This window comes from Xanthomonas codiaei (assembly GCF_002939785.1).
Taxonomy (GTDB): domain Bacteria; phylum Pseudomonadota; class Gammaproteobacteria; order Xanthomonadales; family Xanthomonadaceae; genus Xanthomonas; species Xanthomonas codiaei.
On sequence record NZ_MDEC01000009.1, the window covers coordinates 38,284 to 57,622 of the forward strand.

General features: G+C 66.5%; 18 protein-coding genes, 2 other RNA genes and 1 pseudogene. 13 read left to right on the forward strand and 8 right to left on the reverse strand.

Annotation, left to right across the window (positions count from 1 at the left end):
• Positions 1–49: 49 nt before the first annotated feature.
• Entirely contained in the window at positions 50–1,024 is a 975-nt protein-coding gene (locus XcodCFBP4690_RS08460) for a GGDEF domain-containing protein (RefSeq protein WP_104540530.1), read from the reverse strand.
• A gap of 155 nt (positions 1,025–1,179) precedes the next feature.
• On the opposite strand from XcodCFBP4690_RS08460, the gene XcodCFBP4690_RS08465 reads away from it, so the two are divergent.
• Positions 1,180–1,425 (forward strand): hypothetical protein, encoded by a 246-nt coding sequence (locus XcodCFBP4690_RS08465; RefSeq protein ID WP_104540637.1) that lies wholly within the window; start codon positions 1,180–1,182, stop codon positions 1,423–1,425.
• A gap of 290 nt (positions 1,426–1,715) precedes the next feature.
• On the opposite strand, the pseudogene XcodCFBP4690_RS08470 reads toward XcodCFBP4690_RS08465, so the two are convergent.
• Positions 1,716–2,086, reverse strand: a pseudogene (locus XcodCFBP4690_RS08470) (CHASE3 domain-containing protein); the annotation flags it as partial.
• A 145-nt stretch (positions 2,087–2,231) separates the two neighbouring features.
• On the opposite strand from XcodCFBP4690_RS08470, the gene XcodCFBP4690_RS08475 reads away from it, so the two are divergent.
• Both XcodCFBP4690_RS08475 and XcodCFBP4690_RS22705 read left to right on the forward strand, forming a co-directional pair.
• The gene (locus tag XcodCFBP4690_RS08475; RefSeq protein WP_104540638.1) at positions 2,232–2,480 is read left to right on the forward strand and encodes a hypothetical protein; all 249 of its coding nucleotides are present in this window, start codon (positions 2,232–2,234) and stop codon (positions 2,478–2,480) included.
• A 276-nt stretch (positions 2,481–2,756) separates the two neighbouring features.
• Positions 2,757–2,927 (forward strand): hypothetical protein, encoded by a 171-nt coding sequence (locus XcodCFBP4690_RS22705; protein ID WP_167394531.1) that lies wholly within the window; start codon positions 2,757–2,759, stop codon positions 2,925–2,927.
• 132 nt (positions 2,928–3,059) lie between these two features.
• On the opposite strand, the gene ssrA is transcribed toward XcodCFBP4690_RS22705, so the two are convergent.
• Positions 3,060–3,456: a transfer-messenger RNA gene (gene ssrA / locus XcodCFBP4690_RS08480) on the reverse strand.
• A 133-nt stretch (positions 3,457–3,589) separates the two neighbouring features.
• On the opposite strand from ssrA, the gene XcodCFBP4690_RS08485 reads away from it, so the two are divergent.
• A complete protein-coding gene (locus XcodCFBP4690_RS08485) occupies positions 3,590–6,031 on the forward strand; it encodes a S8 family serine peptidase (protein ID WP_104540532.1) in 2,442 nt (813 codons plus the stop codon).
• Positions 6,032–6,176: 145 nt separating this feature from the next.
• On the opposite strand, the gene smpB is transcribed toward XcodCFBP4690_RS08485, so the two are convergent.
• Positions 6,177–6,680, reverse strand: coding sequence for an SsrA-binding protein SmpB (gene smpB / locus XcodCFBP4690_RS08490; protein ID WP_029221007.1), 504 nt, complete (start codon positions 6,678–6,680; stop codon positions 6,177–6,179).
• Between the two features lie 53 nt (positions 6,681–6,733).
• Between smpB and XcodCFBP4690_RS08495 the strand changes: the two genes are divergently transcribed.
• The gene (locus tag XcodCFBP4690_RS08495) at positions 6,734–7,165 is read left to right on the forward strand and encodes a type II toxin-antitoxin system RatA family toxin (protein ID WP_064508875.1); all 432 of its coding nucleotides are present in this window, start codon (positions 6,734–6,736) and stop codon (positions 7,163–7,165) included.
• A 7-nt stretch (positions 7,166–7,172) separates the two neighbouring features.
• Positions 7,173–7,442 (forward strand): RnfH family protein, encoded by a 270-nt coding sequence (locus tag XcodCFBP4690_RS08500; RefSeq protein WP_104540639.1) that lies wholly within the window; start codon positions 7,173–7,175, stop codon positions 7,440–7,442.
• 52 nt (positions 7,443–7,494) lie between these two features.
• On the opposite strand, the gene XcodCFBP4690_RS08505 is transcribed toward XcodCFBP4690_RS08500, so the two are convergent.
• On the reverse strand, positions 7,495–7,890 hold the full coding sequence (locus tag XcodCFBP4690_RS08505) for an outer membrane protein assembly factor BamE (protein WP_104540533.1): 396 nt from the start codon (positions 7,888–7,890) through the stop codon (positions 7,495–7,497).
• A 104-nt stretch (positions 7,891–7,994) separates the two neighbouring features.
• Here XcodCFBP4690_RS08505 and fur point away from each other — a divergent pair, with 104 nt between their 5' ends.
• Entirely contained in the window at positions 7,995–8,405 is a 411-nt protein-coding gene (gene fur, locus XcodCFBP4690_RS08510) for a ferric iron uptake transcriptional regulator (protein WP_064508877.1), read from the forward strand.
• Between the two features lie 659 nt (positions 8,406–9,064).
• Here the strand turns inward: fur and recN are convergent.
• On the reverse strand, positions 9,065–10,729 hold the full coding sequence (recN, locus tag XcodCFBP4690_RS08515) for a DNA repair protein RecN (protein WP_104540535.1): 1,665 nt from the start codon (positions 10,727–10,729) through the stop codon (positions 9,065–9,067).
• A 139-nt stretch (positions 10,730–10,868) separates the two neighbouring features.
• Between recN and hrcA the strand changes: the two genes are divergently transcribed.
• The 4 genes from hrcA (at position 10,869) to dnaJ (ending at position 15,876) form a co-directional block, all read left to right on the forward strand.
• Positions 10,869–11,900, forward strand: a complete 1,032-nt coding sequence (gene hrcA / locus XcodCFBP4690_RS08520) for a heat-inducible transcriptional repressor HrcA (protein ID WP_167394538.1) — start codon at positions 10,869–10,871, stop codon at positions 11,898–11,900.
• Between the two features lie 102 nt (positions 11,901–12,002).
• Positions 12,003–12,521 carry a nucleotide exchange factor GrpE gene (grpE, locus tag XcodCFBP4690_RS08525; RefSeq protein WP_104540537.1) on the forward strand — a complete coding sequence of 173 codons (519 nt, stop codon included), beginning with the start codon at positions 12,003–12,005 and terminating at the stop codon, positions 12,519–12,521.
• A 141-nt stretch (positions 12,522–12,662) separates the two neighbouring features.
• Complete coding sequence (gene dnaK / locus XcodCFBP4690_RS08530; RefSeq protein ID WP_104540538.1) at positions 12,663–14,588, forward strand: molecular chaperone DnaK; 1,926 nt, start codon at positions 12,663–12,665, stop codon at positions 14,586–14,588.
• 160 nt (positions 14,589–14,748) lie between these two features.
• On the forward strand, positions 14,749–15,876 hold the full coding sequence (gene dnaJ, locus XcodCFBP4690_RS08535) for a molecular chaperone DnaJ (protein WP_104540539.1): 1,128 nt from the start codon (positions 14,749–14,751) through the stop codon (positions 15,874–15,876).
• Positions 15,877–16,140: 264 nt separating this feature from the next.
• On the opposite strand, the gene XcodCFBP4690_RS08540 is transcribed toward dnaJ, so the two are convergent.
• A non-coding RNA gene (locus tag XcodCFBP4690_RS08540) (sX9 sRNA) lies at positions 16,141–16,214 on the reverse strand.
• Between the two features lie 174 nt (positions 16,215–16,388).
• Here XcodCFBP4690_RS08540 and pdxY point away from each other — a divergent pair.
• Complete coding sequence (pdxY, locus tag XcodCFBP4690_RS08545; RefSeq protein WP_104540540.1) at positions 16,389–17,297, forward strand: pyridoxal kinase; 909 nt, start codon at positions 16,389–16,391, stop codon at positions 17,295–17,297.
• Positions 17,294–18,421: a prephenate dehydrogenase gene (locus XcodCFBP4690_RS08550; RefSeq protein ID WP_104540541.1), complete on the forward strand. Its 1,128-nt coding sequence runs from the start codon at positions 17,294–17,296 to the stop codon at positions 18,419–18,421. The genes pdxY and XcodCFBP4690_RS08550 overlap by 4 nt, the downstream gene beginning before the upstream one ends.
• Positions 18,422–18,803: 382 nt before the next feature.
• Here XcodCFBP4690_RS08550 and XcodCFBP4690_RS08555 read toward each other — a convergent pair whose 3' ends face one another.
• The gene (locus XcodCFBP4690_RS08555; protein WP_104540542.1) at positions 18,804–18,998 is read right to left on the reverse strand and encodes a hypothetical protein; all 195 of its coding nucleotides are present in this window, start codon (positions 18,996–18,998) and stop codon (positions 18,804–18,806) included.
• Positions 18,999–19,339: the final 341 nt, after the last annotated feature.

A 19,339-nucleotide genomic window follows, 5' to 3' on the forward strand; every position in this document is an offset into this window, starting at 1 on the left:
CCGACCTTTCAGCGGGGCAGCCCGGCGTGGCCGCCCGTGGTCGCTGGACTCAGTCGGCAACCCGTACGCTGTCGCGGCCGCTGTTCTTGGCCAGATACAGCGCCGCATCGGCGCGCGAAAACCAGTCCTGCCAATGCGTCTCGCCATCATGGCGGGCCGCGCCCAGCGAGACGGTAATGCGCCCGCCCGGGCCGCGCAGCCCGTTGCGGATCACCTTGCGCAACCGCTCGGTGGCCGCCTCCAGTTCGGCCAGCGAACCGGCCCGCAGCAGCACCACGAATTCTTCCCCGCCAAAGCGGAACACCTGGTGCGGCTCGCGCACTTCGAAGCGCAGGATGGTGGCCAGATCCGACAGCGCCGCATCGCCGGCAGCGTGTCCGTACAGATCGTTGACCTCCTTGAAGTGATCCAGGTCCAGGATGATCAGGCTGTTGAGCCGCTCCTGCGGCTGGCGCTGGTCGATCTGATGGGTGAGCGCGCGTTCGAGCATGCGCCGGTTGGGCAGGCCGGTGAGCGCATCCAGCGAGGCCAACTCTTCCAGATGTACGCGGTCGTCCTGCATGCGCAACGAGAACGAGTACCCCACCGCCAGCGTCACCAGCGTCACCACCACGGTCGATACCCCCTGGCCCGGGCTGACGATCAGGCCGGGCAGGAGCAGCAGCGCGGCCATCAACGGCAGGCTCAGCAAGACCGCCCGCTGCGGCCCGCACAGGAAATAGTTGGTGGCCAGCACCGGGAACAGCCAGGGCAGGGCGCCATCGCCACCGGTCCAGCAACCCACCAGGCAGCCTGCGACATTGATCGATGCCAGCCAGAGGCCGCCGGTGCCGGTGCGCTCGGCATTGCGCATCTTCCAGCCACGCCAGATCGCCAGCATGCCCAGTGCGGCGGTGATCAGGCACGTCACGACCTGGCCGGTGACGGCCAGATACACCGCATAGAGGCAGAGCAACAGCGCGGTGATTGGCCCGAGCATCTTGACGATGCCAAGGCGGAAATCCCGCCGCAGGTGGAGGATCACATGGAAGGTTCTGTAGGAGTCGGCCTCATTATCGGCCGCCCGCTGCAAAAGTTGAGCATGCGCGATACCGCCGCAGCGGGTAGGAAAATGAAGCGTTCTATGGCAAGGCTTCGCGCATCCTTGACGGCCCCGCCGCAACCGTAGTGCGCCTGTCGTTGGAGTTCGCTATGCCTACACGCCAAGAGCTCGATGCCTGCCTGGATGCGCTGCAGAACGCACTGCCGCAGCTGTCTGCCGACGAGGACGCAGACTTTGACTACCTCGATTTCCAGGCGCGTGCCGAAGCGGTGCTACGTAGCGCCGGGCATGACGACGCGGATTACGTGCGCAGCCGCATCGACGGCATGCTGGCCGGCGCCGGCCTGATTCCGGGTGATGAGGATGGTCAAGCCCCGCGTTGAGGCGCGCGGATCCTGGGTCCGCGATCGGTCGATCGGGCCATTGTCGTGATGCGCGACAGGCGCGCTGCCTGTATGTACGCGATGCGCGAGCGTTTTCGGGCAGCGTAGTGCGCGCAGGCAATCGTTGGCTGGACGCAGCCGTGGGGGCTATGAGTCAAGACGCATAGCGAGGCCGAAGTGGTCCGGTAACGACGGTCGTTTCAACGTCCTTGCCAGCCCGCCGAGGTGCAGCGTGCGGCGCATGCGCCGCTGCTCGCGCACTCGGAACTCCGGGGGGCTGCCCCGCACTCGTGCAACAGATCGTCGACCTGCACCAGCGGCAGGTTTACCAGGCGGCGGTGCGCTGCGCCGTTGCACGGGAGTGTCCTGCATCAGCGCTTTTAGCTGCGCGATGCGCTCGGGCAGGCGCCAGATCGCATCGGCTACACGCCGGGAGACGCCTCTTGTCGGTCAGCACGTGCCTGCGCACCGACGACTCTGCCGACAGCAGGCCCGCCTGGATTTCGTCGATACCGGCAAGCACCTCCTGTGGATGCGCCGCCCGCCCGGCATTGATCAGCGAGCGCTGGGTGGCGAGGTAGCCGCCCACGCCGATCACGAAGATGGCGTCACTCAGCAGCAAGGCCCCTGCGGTGCCGCGTTTGGCTTTCCTGGTCAGCATCGTGCTCCCGAGACCGATGGTCTGGTTGAGTCGAGGCAAGCGGCGTGCTCGCACGTAGCGGCCAGTCAGCTGGCAGATGGGGCCGCACTCGCCGTCATGCCTGTGCGGCGGTATGCTCGGCGCACTCCGTCGAGCCGAACACCCCTTGGTCATTTTTCTTGGAAGCTATCGGTTGACCTGCCGCGCGGCGCAGTGCAACGACACGGCCATGTCCTGGAGCGCAGGCTGGCGCATCGACCAGATCGGCGCCGGCAGGGCCGGCGAATTGGCAGGCGCCAGCTTGTCGCACACCTTTCCCACCCATCGCAGCGCCATGGCCGCCGCCCGCGTCGCGGGCATGGTCACCTTGGAAGCGATGCACGCCGAAGCCCTGCGGCAGCTCGAATACGTCTGATCGTACGCCGCTGGCTGTCCGCTGAGCGGCGCGCCGTTCGACGGCACGGCCCATCGTGGCCACCGTGGTCGTCGCCGTGCTGGTAGGGCTGTTTCGCCGAAACATCTTTGCCCCCGATGACGGTGATCCGTTGGGTCTCACAGCGCCAGGCTAGGCAGGGCAGGGCACGTGGGTGCGGTCCGATGAAAGGTGGCTTCACATGACCGGCCTGGCCAGGTTGGCATGCAGTTTGCTCCGATCGACCAGGACGCTGGGGAGCGTCGTCGGAGCAGTGGAATGGATGAACCCAACAAAAGCGCCCTGGTCCTGCTGCAGCAGGAAGCCACCGAACTGCTGGCGCTGTTCGACCGACTCCGTGGCGACAAACCGGCGCCACTGGCGCATGCAGGCCAACGCCAGGGGCTGGCGACCGCCACCAACGATCCGCCCACCCGCGTCAGTAACTGACGCGCGGCGCGCTGTCGTGGGGCCCGCGCCGTCCAGGACGCCGCGCAGGCGGTCGGTTCGGCCACGAAAAAGGCCGGGAATCCTCCATATCGAGAATTCCCGGCCTTGGTCGGTCGTCTTAGGACCGTGGTGTGGTGGAGGTGGGCGGAATCGAACCGCCGTCCGGAAGCACTCCATCCCCGGCACTACATGCTTATCCCTCCGTTAGATCTCGTCCCCAGGCAGCACGGCGGGCAAAGCGCACCTGAGAACCAGCCTGCTTGATCTGACCGGCAGCTGACAGGCAGCCACTACCGGCGGTTCCGTGATAATGACCCTACATCTACGAGCACGGGCACAAGTAGTTTCGGGGGTTCGCCTTAGGCGGCTGTAGAACTACAACTAAAGCCAATTAAGCGGCGATAGCGAAGTCCGAACCGTAGTTGTCGTCGTTGGCAACTAAAAGTTTGCTGCTGGATTAACGAGGAAAGCTGCCCCCTCGGCATGCGCCAAGCGACTTCGCGACCCCCGTCGAAACCAGTGCACCCCCGGGGAAAGCATCAAACGCTGACCCGATCAGTGTAGGGATCGGCGCGCCCTGTCACAAGTGGTGCGACTTCCAGCGCTTACAGTTGCTTCAGTCCGTACCGAACGGAAAAGTCCGGAAGCGAAGGAGCGAAGCGATGGCGACAGGCAAGCCCCCACGTCCACGATCGGCACGCGCGGCGCCGCGCAGGACTACCAGGCCCGCTCCCCGGCAGCGCGACAAGGCGGCCTCGCCAGCGGACAAGGTGCAGCAGGCTACGACCACCCGCGTGCAAGGCAGGGCGCGTACGGTGATCTACATCCACGGCATCGGCAACAAGCCGCCGGCCGAGGTGCTGCGTTGCCAGTGGGACAAGGCCTTGTTCGGGCGCCCGATGGGCGAGCGCACGCGGATGGCCTACTGGGTCAATCGCGAGCGCTATCCGGTGCCCGAGCCGGGAAGCTGCGACAGCCGCGATGTGGGGCCGGCGCTGAACCAGAGCGTGCAACGGGCGCTGAGCACCCTGGGCCTGGTGCCGGGCACGCAGGACCTGCATCTGCTGGCCGACGCATTGGCCAACAACGCACAGGAACGCGCGGAGTTGCATCGCCTGCTGGACGAACTGGAAGGTGCCGGCACAGCGGGCAGCGTGCAGGTCAAGGGCCCGATCGATGCCATCAACCGGGTGCTGCTGCGGCTGATCTCCGCCGCGCTGCTGCAGGACGTGCATGACCTGTTCTTCGTGCCCGAACGCGCGGCGCTGATGCGCGAGAGCCTGGCACAGCGGCTGCGTGCCGGTGGCGGGCCGTTCGTGGTGGTCGCGCACAGCCAGGGTTCGATGATCGCCTACGACGTACTGCGGCAACTGCAGGCAGCGGAGTGCGAGGTGACGCTGTTCGTGAGCGTGGGGTCGCCGCTGGGCTTGCCGCAGGTGCGCAGCATGTTCAAGCGCTGGACCGGCACCCGCAAACTGCCGTTTCCCGACTGCGTGCAACGCTGGCTCAACGTGGCCGATACCCGCGACCCGATCGCGTTGGACCCCGATCTCACCGACGACATCGGCAATGCCAAGGGACGCTTCGAAAATCTGGCCGCCGCGCGCCTGAATACGGATTGGCAGGACAACCCGCATTCGGGCTCGGGATATCTGTCGATTCCGCAGGTGCGCGCGGCGGTGCGTCAGGCGGTCGGCGTCGGGTTCGATCAGCCGGTGTCCAACGCGGTGCTGATCAAGGATCTCAGCGAGCAGCTCGAAGCGCATGGCGCCGAGTATCGGCACGAGGTGCTGATCGAGCTGGATCGGCGGGTGCTGGGCACGGACCCGGGCGGCGTGCGCGCCCAGTTGCTGGCGCACTTGCGGCAGATCGCCGGGCATAGCACCGGCTTGAAGGGCGATGCGCTGGACGAGGCGATCGAGCTGGAGGATGGCTTGCAGCGTTTCGTCTCCGCACGGCTGACGCGCTACGAGATCGAGTCGCTGCAAGACCGCTACCGCGCACTGGGCTTTCGCCGGGTCTGGCGCGATGCCGGCAAGCGCGCGCTGATCCACGTCTCCGGCAACGTGCTGCACGCCGATGCGGCACGCACCGCGTATCGCGCACGCGGGCAGCAGATCGGTTGGGCGGTGCTGGACACCGGCATCGCGGCCAGCCACCCGCATTTCTACGTCAAGGGCCAGCGCGACAACGTGGTGGCGCAGTGGGATTGCACGCGGCGCGGCGCGCCCAGGCAGCTCACCCGTGCCGACGGCGAAACGTTTGCCGGGCTGGACCGGCATGGGCATGGCACCCACATCGCCGGCATCATCGCCGGCCACTGCCATGCCTCGATTCCCGACCCGCAAGGCAATCCCGGCAGCCCGTTGGAATTTGCCGGCATGGCGCCGGACACCCGCCTGTATGGCTTCAAGGTGCTCGACGATGCCGGAAACGGCCGCGATTCGTGGATGATCAAGGCGGTGCAGCAGGTGGCCGCGATCAACGAACGCGCCGGCGAGCTGGTGATCCACGGGGTCAACCTGAGCCTGGGCGGTTGCTTCGATCCCGAGAGCTACGGCTGCGGCTTCACCCCGCTGTGCAACGAATTGCGCCGGCTATGGCGGCAGGGCGTGCTGGTGGTGGTGGCAGCCGGCAACGAGGGGCTGACCTGGCTGATGCAGAACGACGGTGGTGCGTATCCGGCCAATATGGACCTGTCGATCAGCGACCCGGGCAATCTCGAAGAAGCGATCGTGGTGGGCTCGGTGCACAAGAGCAGCCCGCACAACTACGGGGTGTCGTATTTCTCATCGCGCGGGCCCACCGCCGATGGCCGCGGCAAGCCCGACGTGGTGGCGCCGGGCGAAAAGATCGTCTCGGCCTACTATGACTTCGACCCGAAGGATCCTGCCAGCCTGATGGTGGAGATGAGCGGCACCAGCATGGCCGCACCGCACGTCTCCGGCGTACTGGCCGGCTTTCTGTCGGCACGCCGCGAGTTCATCGGCTTCCCGGACCGGGTCAAGCAACTGATGCTCGATACGTGCACCGATCTGGAGCGCGACCGCTATGTGCAGGGCAGGGGAGTGCCGAACTTGATGCGAATGCTCGGGGCGACGTGATTCGGGAGTCGGGATTGGGGATTGGCAAGAGCAGCAAGGCCACGCCTTGCCTTGATACCTAAATGGATCGCAAGCCAGCGGCGTGCCAGTTCACGCACAACCGCTGTAACGAATCCCCAAATCCCGAATCCCGAATCCCCGCCCCTCAGGCATCGCGGTTATGTCGGCGCATCACGCGCTGCTTGTCGCGCTGCCAGTCGCGGTCCTTGGCGGCGTCGCGCTTGTCGTGGTTCTGCTTGCCCTTGGCGAGCGCTATTTCCAGCTTGACCTTGTTGCTGCTCCAGTACAGCGCGGTAGGCACCAGCGTGTAGCCCTCGCGCTCGACCCGGGTGAGCACCTTGTCGATCTCGTTCCGGTGCAGCAGTAGCTTGCGGTCGCGCCGCTCCACCGGCACGGTGTGGGTGGAGGCCTGGATCAGCGGGGTGATCTGCGCGCCGATCAGGTAGATCTCGCCTGAGCGGACGTAGGCGTAGCCATCGACGATGTTGGCGCGGCCGGCTCGGATCGCCTTGACCTCCCAGCCCTGCAGCGCCAGGCCGGCCTCGTAGCGTTCTTCCAGGTGGTATTCGTGGCGCGCACGCTTGTTCAACGCGATGGTTTTCGTGGCCTTCGCGCCGTTTGCTTTATCCTTGGATGGTTTCTTGCTCATGACGCCATTGTCGCCGATTCGGTGTCGTCAAACGATCTTCCACAAGTTAGCGAATGCCTACCATCCGTCGTAGCGCCCTGGTCGAACACAGCGCCTCCCGCATGTTCGATCTGGTCAATGATGTCGCCGCCTATCCGCGCCGCTTCGGCTGGTGCGATGCTGCCCATGTGCTCGAGCAGGATCAGGCGCATATCGTGGCGCGGCTGGATCTGGGGCTGGGCACGTTCCGCACCTGGTTCACCACCGAAAACATCCTCGAGCGCCCCGAGCGCATTGCGATGCACCTGCGCGACGGGCCGTTCAAGCGCCTGGAGGGCCTGTGGGAATTCCAGGCATTGGGCGAGAACGCCTGCAAGGTCAGCCTGACCCTGGAAGTGGAGACCAGTTCGCGCCTGCTGGGTCCGGCCCTGGCGCTTGGTTTCCAGGGCCTGGCCGACCGCATGGTCAACGATTTCGTGCGGGTCGCCGATCGCGGCGAGGCGTGAAGTGACGGTGCAGGTCGAGGTGGTGCTGGCCTGGCCGGACCGCTACAGCGCGGTGCAGCTCCAGCTGCCGGAGGGTGCCACGGTGGCCGAGGCGGTGGCCGCGTCGGGCCTGGCACAGCGGCATTCGCCTGCGGCAATCGCCATCCACGGCCAGGTCGTCCAGCCGACCCAGGAGGTGCGCGACGGCGACCGGGTGGAGTTGCTCAGGCCGCTGCTGCTGGACCCGAAGGAGGCGCGTCGCCGACGGGCCGGGCCAGGCAAGCGGGCAGGCGGATAGCGTCCGGGGGCAGGTCTGCGGTCAGGCGTCGAACGCCCCCTGACCGAGCGCATCAACGGCCGCGCTGCTTCTTCTTGTCGCGTGCCAGATTGCGGCCGAACTGCTTGGGTGCCGACTTGGCCAGTTGCTCGTCCTGCGACGGGAAGTAGTCGCCTTCCCAGCGCGTCACCTGGTCGTTCTCGAAGAACACGGTGAAGTTCTTGATCTCGGTTCGCGCCAGGCGGTCCACGCGTTGGGTGGAGGTGTAGTCCCAGCGCTGTGCATGAAACGGGTCGGGGATCGACGGGGTGCCCAGCAATGCACTGACCTGCTGCTTGCTCTGGCCTACCTGCAGTTGCTCCACGGCGTTCTGCTTGATCAGATTGCCCTGGTAGATCGGCTGCTTGTAGATGATGCCGCAGCCAGCGGTGGACAGAGCAACGGCGGCGACCAGCAGGAGATTGCGCATCGGGGAGTAAGTGCTGAGGAAATCACGCCGATGATACACTCCCACCAGTCGCCGCGACCCGTTTGAAGGCAGCTGGCGCTAAATCGCCAATGAACGGAGAACACATGGAAACCCACGACCTGCGCAAAGTCGGGCTAAAGGTGACCCATCCGCGGATGCGGATCCTGGAGTTGCTGGAACAGAAGAGCAACCAGCACCACCTCAGCGCGGAAGACATCTATCGCCAGTTGCTCGATCACGGCGACGAGATCGGGCTGGCCACGGTGTACCGCGTGCTGACCCAGTTCGAGGCTGCCGGCCTGGTGCTCAAGCACAATTTCGAAGGCGGCCAGGCCGTGTACGAGCTGGACCGCGGCGGGCACCACGACCATATGGTCGATGTGGACACCGGCCATGTCATCGAATTCGAAAGCGAAGAGATCGAGGCGCTGCAGCGGCAGATCGCGGCCAAGCACGGCTATGAGCTGGAAGAGCATTCGCTGGTGCTGTACGTGCGCAAGAAGCGTACGCGCTGAGTTTGGTGTCTGCAGATATGTAATGACAGGGCGGCTTCGGCCGCCTTGTGCGTTCTGTGGAGTGTTGGTGGTGCAGGCCCATGCCCCCATCCGCCCTTCGGGCACCTTCCCCCGCAGGCGGGGGAAGGGAGGGGTGAGTGGTCAGTTGCGGTGCAATCGTAGAGATCACGTGCGGCATCGCTTCTCCCGCTGGCGGGAGAAGGTGGCGCGTAGCGCCGGATGAGGGGTGCCACCGGTTGTGCTTGTCGCGCCTGTGGTGGTCGCCTCGCAGCGATGCTGCCCCCATCCGCCCTTCGGCACCTTCCCCCGCAGGCGGGGGAAGGGAGTGGTGGGTGGTCAGTTGCAGTGCAATCGAGAGGTCACGCGCGGCCAGGCATCGCTTCTCCCGCTGGCGGGAGAAGGTGGCGCGTAGCGCCGGATGAGGGGCAACACCGTTTGCGCTTGTCGCGCCTGTGGTGGTCGCCTTGCAGCGATGCTGCCCCCATCCGCCCTTCGGGCACCTTCCCCCGCAGGCGGGGGAAGGGAGCGGTGGGCGGTCAGTTGCGGTGCAATCGAGAGGTCACGTGCGGCCAGGCATCGCTTCTCCTACAGGTGGGGGAAGGGAGCTTCGTCGGCGTGGATGGGAACGGGCCTCCGACTTTGCAGGCTGCTCGCTGCGGTCAGGCGCTCTGCAGCAGCTTGCGCGCTGCTGCGCGGGCTTCCTTGCTGACTTCCACGCCGCCCAGCATGCGTGCCAGTTCTTCCTGGCGGGCCTGCGGGCCGAGCAGTTCGACCGCGCTCTGGGTCATGCCGTCCACCGGCGCCTTGCTGACCCGGTAGTGCGCGTGGCCCTTGGCCGCGACCTGCGGCAGGTGGGTCACGCACAGCACCTGGCGTTCCTCGCCCAGCGCGCGCAGCTTCTGCCCGACGATGTCGGCCACCGCGCCGCCGATGCCCGAATCCACTTCGTCGAACACCATGGTCGGTACGCTGTCCAGGCCGAGCGCGGCCACTTCGATCGCCAGCGAGATGCGCGACAACTCGCCGCCGGAGGCGACCTTGCGCAGCGCGCGCGGCGGTTGGCCGGCATTGGCGGCGACTAGGAATTCCACCCGCTCGGCACCGTTGGGGTCCGGGCGCAGGGTGTCCTGGGGTTGCAGCTGGATCAGGAACTGGCCGCCGCCCATACCCAGCTCGCCGATCAGGGTGGTGGTGGCGTCCGACAGGGCCTGCGCCGCGCTCTGGCGGCTTGCGCTGAGCGCGCCGGCGGCGGCCTGCCAGGCGCCGGTGGCGGTGTCGATATGCTTGTCCAGCTGCTGCAGGCGCTCGTCGGCGCCGCGCAGGCTCTCGACCTCGGCATTCAAATGATCGCGGTGGGCGGCCAGCTCGTCCGGGGCGACGCGGTGCTTGCGGGCCAGATCGTGCAGGCGGCCGAGACGGCGCTCCATGGCCTCGAACTGGGTGGGGTCAGCATCCAGGTCGTCGCGCACCCGGTCGAGCAGGGCCAGCGCTTCTTCGATCTGGATGACGGCGCTGTCCAGCAGCGCGTCCACCTCGCCCAGCCGCGGTTCGTGCTCGGCCACGCGGGACAGGTCGTGGCGGCTGTCCTGCAACAGGCCCAGCGCGCAGGCGCCATCGTCGCCGTTGAGCTGCCGGGCCACGCTATCGCAGGCGCCGATCAGCGCGGTGGCATGGGCCTGGCGGCGGTGGTTGATGTCCAGCGCGGCGATCGCCGCCGGGTCCAGGTCTTCGCGTTCCAGCTCGGCCAGCTGGTGTTCCAGAAAGCCGATCCGGTCGGAGACGTCGCCCTGCGCCGACAGCGCGTCGCGCTCGTCCAGCAGCGCCTGCCAGCGCTGGGCGGCGTGCCGCACCTGTTCGCGCTGGGCGCCGTTGCGGGCGTAGGCGTCGAGCAGGGCGAGCTGGCTGTGGCGGGCCATCAGCGCCTGGTGTTCGTGTTGGCCGTGGATTTCCACCAGCCGCGCCGCGAGCTCGGCCAGTTGCGAGGAGGTGACCGGGCGGCCGTTGATCCAGGCGCGCGAGCCGCCATCGGCGCGGATGATGCGGCGCAGCTGGCATTGGGCGTCGTCGTCGAGCTCGTTGTCGGCCAGCCAGGCCAGGCCGGGGTGCTCGGCCGGCAGCTGGAATTCGGCCGACAGTTCGGCGCGGTCGGCGCCATGGCGCACCACGCCGCTGTCGGCGCGCAGGCCGGACAGGAAGCCCAGCGCGTCCACCATCAGCGACTTGCCGGCGCCGGTTTCACCCGACACCACGGTCATGCCCGGCCCGAATTCGAGCTCGGTGGCGCGGACAACGGCGAAATCCTTGATCGAGAGATGTCTGAGCATGAGGGTCGAGAGTGAATGCGTTGGGGAAGCTTAGGGCCTGAGGGTGTGGGCAGGGAGTCGGACGCTTGCCATCCCCGGGGCCAGACATTATCTATGCCCAGTCTCACCGGATGATCCCATGCGCGCGTCCCAGTCCCCAATGCTCGACCCTCGCGCCCGCCAGTTGCTGCGCACGCTGATTGCGCGCTACATCCGCGACGGCGAGCCGGTGGGCTCCAAGACCCTGGCCCAGCATGCCGGGCTGGACGTGAGCCCGGCCACCATCCGCAATATCCTGGCCGACCTGGAAGACGTGGGACTGCTCAGCTCCCCGCACACCTCGGCCGGGCGGGTGCCGACCGCGCATGGCTACCGGGTGTTCGTCGACAGCCTGGTGCAGATGCAGCCGCCGGGCGAAGAAGAGGTGCGCCGGCTGCGCGCGGAGCTTGCCAGCGGCAATGGGACCCAGTCGCTGCTGGGCAGCGCCTCGCAGATGCTGTCGGCGATGAGCCATTTCGTGGGGGTGGTCAGCGCCCCGAAGCGCGAGCAGTTCGCGTTCCGGCATATCGATTTCGTGTCCCTGGATGCGCGGCGGGTGCTGGCGATCCTGGTGTTTGCCGACAACGAGGTGCAGAACCGGGTGATCGAGCCGCGCCGCGCCTACGAGCCGGCCGAGCTGGAGCGGGTGGCCAACTACCTCAATGCGCAGTTCGCCGGGCGCGCGCTGGCCGACATCCGCGCCAGCCTGCTGCGCGAGCTGCGCATGGCCAAGAACGAGATGGAGCAGCTGCTGGCCCATAGCGTGGATCTCGCCAGCGAGGCGCTGGTGCCGGCCGAGGCCGACGACATGGTGATGGCCGGACAGACCCGGCTCATGGGGGTGCAGGACCTGTCGGACCTGGACCGTCTGCGTGAGCTGTTCGAGGCCTTCGCCAGCAAGCGCGAGATCCTGCAGCTGCTCGAACGCACCATCCAGGCTCCGGGCGTGCGCATCTTCATCGGCGAGGAGACCGGCATGGTGTCGCTGGAAGACGTCTCGCTGGTCACCGCGCCGTATGCCGCCGGCGGGCAGGTGCTGGGCGTGCTGGGGGTGATCGGCCCCAAACGCATGGCCTACGACCGGGTGATTCCGCTGGTGCAGACCGCCGCCCAGGTGCTGGGCGCGGCGATGGAGCCGCCCGGGACGCGATAACTGCGCTCGATCGCGGCGATGGGGTTTTCGCTTGAAACGCGCGCCGGCGCCCACATACGGGGTGACGTTGGGGCGGGCGTTCCGCTTGCCCGGGAACTGCATATGAATCAAGACCACCCCGAGTTCGACTCCGAAGACCTGTCCCAGAACCCGCCCGAGACCGATCCGCTCAAGGCCGAGATCGAATCGCTGCGCAGCGAGATCGCCCTGGTCAAGGCAGATGCCCTGCGCGAGCGCGCCGACCTGGAGAACCAGCGCAAGCGCATCGCGCGCGACGTGGAAAACGCCCGCAAGTTCGCCAACGAGAAGCTGCTGGGCGAGTTGCTGCCGGTGTTCGACAGCTTGGACGCCGGGCTGACCGCGGCCGGCAGCCAACCCAGCCCGCTGCGCGATGGCCTGGACATGACCTACAAGCAATTGCTCAAGGTCGCCGCCGATAACGGCCTGACCCTGCTCGACCCGGTGGGCCAGCCGTTCAATCCGGACCAGCACCAAGCGATCAGCCAGGGCGAGGCCGAAGGCATCGCGCCCGGCCACGTGGTGCAGGTGTTCCAGAAGGGCTACCTGCTCAACGATCGCCTGCTGCGCCCGGCCCTGGTGGTCGTGGCCAAGCAGGACTGATCGATAGCGCCGGCTGAACTGCCAGGCGCACGGATGAAACACAGATGCGCACGGGTGGCTTGAACACCTGCGCGCCACCCCCACATCTCAGCCAGACCCGGCGTCGCCGGACACAGCTAAAGACTCATCAGGAGCGTATCCATGGGCAAGATCATTGGTATTGACCTCGGCACCACGAATTCGTGCGTGGCGATCATGGACGGCGGCAAGGCCCGCGTCATCGAAAATTCCGAGGGCGACCGCACCACGCCCTCCATCGTCGCCTACACCAAGGACGGCGAAGTGCTGGTCGGTGCCTCGGCCAAGCGCCAGGCGGTGACCAACCCGAAGAACACCTTCTACGCGGTGAAGCGCCTGATCGGCCGCAAGTTCACCGATGGCGAAGTGCAGAAGGACATCTCGCACGTGCCGTACGGCATCCTGGCGCACGACAACGGCGACGCCTGGGTGCAGACCAGCGATTCCAAGCGCATGGCGCCGCAGGAAATCTCCGCGCGCGTGCTGGAAAAGATGAAGAAGACCGCCGAAGACTTCCTCGGCGAGAAGGTCACCGAAGCGGTGATCACCGTGCCGGCGTACTTCAACGACAGCCAGCGCCAGGCCACCAAGGATGCCGGCCGCATCGCCGGTCTGGACGTCAAGCGCATCATCAACGAGCCGACCGCCGCGGCCCTGGCCTATGGCCTGGACAAGAACGGCGGCGACCGCAAGATCGCCGTGTACGACCTGGGCGGCGGTACCTTCGACGTGTCGATCATCGAGATCGCCGAAGTCGATGGCGAAAAGCAGTTCGAAGTGCTGGCCACCAACGGCGACACCTTCCTGGGCGGCGAAGACTTCGACAACCGCGTCATCGAGTATCTGGTCGATGAGTTCAACAAGGACCAGGGCATCGACCTGCGCAAGGATCCGCTCGCGCTGCAGCGCCTGAAGGACGCCGCAGAACGCGCCAAGATCGAGCTGTCGTCCACTCAGCAGACCGAAGTGAACCTGCCGTACGTCACCGCCGATGCCTCGGGCCCGAAGCACCTCAACATCAAGTTGACCCGTGCCAAGCTCGAAGCGCTGGTGGAAGATCTGGTCAAGAAGTCGATCGAGCCGTGCCGCACCGCGTTGAACGACGCCGGCCTGCGCGCCAGCGACATCAACGAGGTGATCCTGGTCGGCGGCCAGACCCGCATGCCGAAGGTGCAGCAGGCGGTGGCCGATTTCTTCGGCAAGGAACCGCGCAGGGACGTCAACCCGGACGAAGCGGTGGCCGTGGGCGCGGCGATCCAGGGCGGCGTGCTGGCCGGCGACGTCAAGGACGTGCTGCTGCTGGACGTGACCCCTCTGTCGCTGGGTATCGAGACCATGGGCGGCGTGTTCACCAAGATCATCGAGAAGAACACCACCATCCCGACCAAGGCCTCGCAGACCTTCTCCACTGCCGAGGACAACCAGTCGGCGGTAACCGTGCATGTGCTGCAGGGCGAGCGCGAGCAGGCCCGCTTCAACAAGTCGCTGGCCAAGTTCGACCTGTCCGGCATCGAGCCGGCGCCGCGCGGCATGCCGCAGGTGGAAGTGTCCTTCGACATCGACGCCAACGGCATCCTGCATGTGTCGGCCAAGGACAAGAAGACCAACAAGGAACAGAAGGTCGAGATCAAGGCCGGGTCGGGTCTGTCGGATGAAGAGATCCAGCGCATGGTCGCCGACGCGGAAGCCAACCGCGAGGAAGACAAGAAGTTCCAGGAGCTGGTACAGGCGCGCAACCAGGCCGATGGCCTGATCCACGCCACCCGCACCGCGATCACCGAGCATGGCAGCAAGGTCGGCGGCGATGTGATCGGCAAGGTGGAAGCGGCGCTGGCGGATCTGGAAACCGCCATGAAGGGCGACGACAAGGCGCAGATCGAAGCGCGCAGCAAGACCCTGGAAGAAGCCGGCCAGTCGCTGTATGCAGCGGCCGCCGCGGCAGAGCAGGGCGGCAACGCCGATGCGGCCAGCGGCAATGCGCAGGCCTCCAAGGCCGCCGACGACGTGGTGGACGCCGAGTTCACCGAGGTCAAGGACGACAAGAAGTAAGCCGTGATTTGGGAGTCGGGAGTGGGGATTCGCACGCCGCCGTGCGGGTGAGTCCCCACCCCGATATCCTCTACGCGTCGCGTCGCCAAGGCGGACCAGCACACGCTGTCCGCTTTTGCGTTTCAACGAATCTCGAATCACGAATCCCGAATCCCGGTTTATGAGCAAACGCGATTACTACGAAGTGCTGGGCGTTGCCCGCGGCGCCAGCGACGAGGAGCTGAAGAAGGCTTATCGGCGTTGTGCCATGAAGCACCACCCCGACCGCAATCCGGGCGATGCTGCTGCCGAAGCGGCGTTCAAGGAGTGCAAGGAAGCCTACGAAGTGCTGTCCGACGGCAACAAGCGTCGTGCCTACGACGCGCACGGCCATGCGGCGTTCGAGCACGGCATGGGCGGTGGTGGCGGGCCGGGCGGCCCGGACATGGGCGATATCTTTGGCGATATCTTCGGCAATATTTTTGGCGGTGGCGCCGCCGGTCCGCGCGCTGCGCGACGTGGTGCCGACGTCGGTTACGTGCTGGAACTGGATCTGGAAGAAGCCGTCGCCGGCATCGAGCGGCGCATCGAGATCCCGACGCTGATCGAATGCGCGCCCTGCTACGGCAGCGGCTCGGAAGACGGCAAGGTCGAGACCTGCGGCACCTGTCATGGGCGCGGCCAGGTGCGCATCCAGCGCGGCATCTTCGCCATGCAGCAGAGCTGCCCGCATTGCGATGGCCGCGGTACGCGGATCCAGAATCCGTGCAAGACCTGCCATGGTGCCGGTCGCGTGGAAGAAGACAAGGTGCTGTCGATCAAGGTGCCGGCCGGCGTGGATACCGGCGACCGGATCCGTCTTGCAGGCGAGGGCGAGGCCGGTCCGGCCGGCACCCCGCCGGGCGATCTGTACGTGGAAGTGCGCGTGCGCGAGCATGCGATCTTCCAGCGCGACGGCGACGATCTGCATTGCGAAGTGCCGATCCGCATTTCGCAGGCGGCGTTGGGCGATACCGTGCGTGTGGCCACCCTGGGCGGCGAGGCGGAAATCCGCATCCCGGCCGAGACCCAGACCGGCAAGCTGTTCCGCCTGCGCGGCAAGGGCGTGCGGTCGGTGCGCAGCCGCAGCGAGGGCGATCTGTATTGCCGTGTGGTGGTGGAAACCCCGGTCAACCTCACTGCCGACCAGCGCGAACTGCTGCAGCAGTTCGAGGCTACGTTCACCGGTGAGGACGCCCGCAAGCATTCGCCCAAGTCCGCCACGTTCATCGATGGCGTCAAGGGCTTCTGGGACCGGATGACGTCGTAGGCGACGTCTGCTTATTGCTGGAGAGCTATTGGCGTGAGGGCACCGACTCGCGGAAGCGGTCCCCGCGAGAAGTGCCAGCAGAACGACACCCTTCTCCCGATGGGAGAAGGTGCCCGAAGGGCGGATGAGGGTAGGGCGCGTACCGACTGTCAGCCCAGCGCCAGCCCGCAACCGGCACCGTTGCTCTCGAAAGGTGCCGGTTACGCAGGCGATGCAAAGCGTTGATGCGTTCGGCCGCGCTTGCAAAGCAGGTCGACGTGGAGCGGCGGACAAAACGTGGCGAGGTCGCCAGGTGGGTGCGGATGGCGCGGAGGAGCGGGAGGGTAGGCGTGGTACATGCCGATTCCGAGCATCGGCCGTGCAGTAGGTTTGTCGGCCGCTCTTGGACGTCAGCGCCGTCAAAAGATCGCATCCGATTCGGGACGCACCTCGACCACGCATCGCGTTAGGCACTCCACGCGCTAACGCTGGGCGGCGGATAATGTTGCTCTCTTCTTACGACGGCGCCTCCCATGAGCGATGCAACCGACAGCCATCTCGTCCACGGTCGCCGCCAGCGTCCGGAGGGGCCTTCGCCGATCGATGTGATCTCGGTGCAATCGCAGCTGGTGTACGGCCATGCCGGCAACAGCGCCGCCGTGCCGCCGTTGCGTGCGCTCGGTCTGCGCGTGGCCGAGGTACCCACCACGCTGCTGAGCAATGCGCCGTTCTACGCCACCTTGCGCGGGCGTATCCTGCCGGCCGACTGGCTGGCCGATCTGTTGCTGGGCGCCAGCGAGCGTGGGCTGCCGCAGCGCGCACGCATGCTGGTATCCGGCTATTTCGGCAGCGTGGACAATGGCCAGGCGTTTGCGCACTGGCTGGAACAGACCCTGCCGCAGGCGCCGCAGCTGCGCTATTGCCTGGATCCGGTGATCGGCGATACGCATACCGGCCCTTACGTCGAGCCGGGGCTGGAGCGTGTCTTCGCCGAACGCCTGCTGCCGCATGCCTGGCTGGTGACGCCCAATGCGTTCGAACTGGGGCGATTGACCGGCCTGCCTAGCCTGCAACAGGACGATGCCCTCGCCGCCGCGCGCGCCTTGCTCGCGCGTGGGCCGCAGTGGGTGCTTGCGCATAGCGTGGCCGGTGCGGCAGGCGAGCTGGTCACCCTGGCGGTCAGCAACGACGCGGTGTATCGCTGGGCGACACCGCATTTGCCAGTGGACGTGGCCGGTACTGGCGATGTGTTGATGGCCTTGCTGATCGGTTTGTTGCTGCGCGATGTGCCGTTCGAGCAGGCGGTGGGCCATGCGCTCAGTGGCGTGCACGGCGCGCTGGAAGCGACCCTGGCGGCAGGGCACGAGGAGTTCGATGTGCTGGCCGCCACGCCGGCCGCGCTCGCGGCGTCGCCGCGCTTCGCCGTCGAGCGGCTGGCATGATGGCCCAGCCGGTTGTCGGCATCGTCGGCATCGCCGGCGCGTACGGACGCTGGCTGGCCCAGTTCCTGCGCACGCGCATGCAGCTGGAAGTCATCGGCTTTGATCCTGCAGACAGCGGCGGCATCGACGAAGCCACTCTGGCGCAACGGGCGGACGTGCTGATCTTTTCCGCGCCGATTCGCCACACTGCCGCATTGATCGGGCGCTATGTCGAGCTCGCTGGCGCCCGCGCTGCATCGCAACTCTGGATGGATGTCACCTCGATCAAGCAGGCGCCGGTGGCAGCGATGCTGGCATCCCGTGCCGAGGTGGTCGGCCTGCATCCGATGACCGCGCCGCCCAAGTCGCCGACCTTGAAGGGCAGGGTGATGGTGGTTTGCCAGGCGCGCCTGCAGCACTGGTCGGCGTGGGTGCAGACGCTGTGCACGGCCTTGCAGGCGCACTGCGTTTACGCAACTCCCGAGTACCACGACCGGGTGATGGCACTGGTGCAGGCGATGGTGCACGCCACCCATCTGGCGCAGGCCGGCACCTTGCGGGATTACGCGCCGCTGCTGGGCGAGCTGCAGACGCTGATGCCCTACCGGTCGGCCTCGTTCGAACTGGATACCGCGGTCATCGCGCGCATCCTCTCGCTCAATCCGGCGATCTACGAAGACATCCAGTTCGGCAATCCCTACGTTGGCGAAATGCTCGACCGGCTCCTGGCGCATCTGCAGCAGTTGCGCGCGCTGGTGGCGCAGGGCGATGACGCGGCGCGTGCGCAGTTCCGCCGCCGCTTTCTGGACGACAACGCGCAGGCCCTGCAACAGCATGCGCTGGCTGCCGGCAATTACACCTACGAGCGGGTGGGCTACCTGCTGGCCGACCTCACCGAGCCGTTGACGCTGAGCGTCTACCTGCCCGAAGACCAGCCCGGCTCGTTGCGCGCACTGCTGCATGTTTTCGAGCGGCATGGGGTGAACCTGGCATCGATCCATTCCTCGCGCACGCCGGCAGGCGAGCTGCATTTCCGGATCGGTTTCGAGCAACGCAGCGATCGTGGCGCTCTGGCGTGGGCGGCCAGCGAGATCGATCACAGCAAGATCGGACGTGTGCTGGAGCGCTCGGATCGGGCTGAATGAGTGCAGCACGTTGGTTGGTGGATGGCGTCTGCAGGATCGCTGTGTGCGCCGTTACACCGCGCCGCTGGCACGCGACGTGGTATCTCGGGTTCGAGCTCGCATCCAGCCGACGCTTGCTGCGACGTCGTCGACGTGGGCGGCAACTCCAACGCCGCGCGCCGCTGACGGCCCCTGCCGGACATGACAGCCGGATACAGTGCTCGGAGCACTGACATTACCGAGTTTCCAACAGGCAGCGCCAGGATGCGTCTGGCGTGCTGGGCACGGCCATTTCATCCACATCGGGTGTGGATGAAATCTGCACAAGCATGTGGATAACCCGATCCAGCCCTTGCTGCGCAAAGGCCGGTTGCGGTGTGGTCAAAAAATGACCAGGGGAGGGTCAGGCGGCGGAAAGCCGCAACTCGCCACCTTCGGTAACGAAGCGCTGGCCCTGTCGCTGCAGATGGCGACCGTCGGGCAACTCGTAGCGTGGAGCGGACAGGGTGTTGGATCGGGAAGTCTGCTCGTCGCGAAACTCGACGATCACATAGGGTTCGCCATCTGCATCGACCGCGGGAAATTGACGGAAAGACATGGTGACCTCCGAAGACTCCAGGGTTGCAGCGCATCGCACCGGGAGCGCTGGGCTGCAGAACCGAGCATGCGCACGCCCATGTTATCGATGCGTCATTGCGCCGTGTGTGCGAGGAAACGCGTTTGTCCCAGGCTCCGCATGCCGAAGACGCTCTCGACCGTGCTGGCTGGTCGTGGTCAGGTGCATTGCTCCATCTGCATCGAGGGGCGCGGATCGATCATGAAGTCGGGGCCAGATCCGCGATCATCGGGCCTGGAGCGGCACCGGTGTCGCACACGCACGGTGAGCCGACACGCCTGCAGTGCCCAACTGCCTGGGTTCTCGCCTACACCTGTGGCACA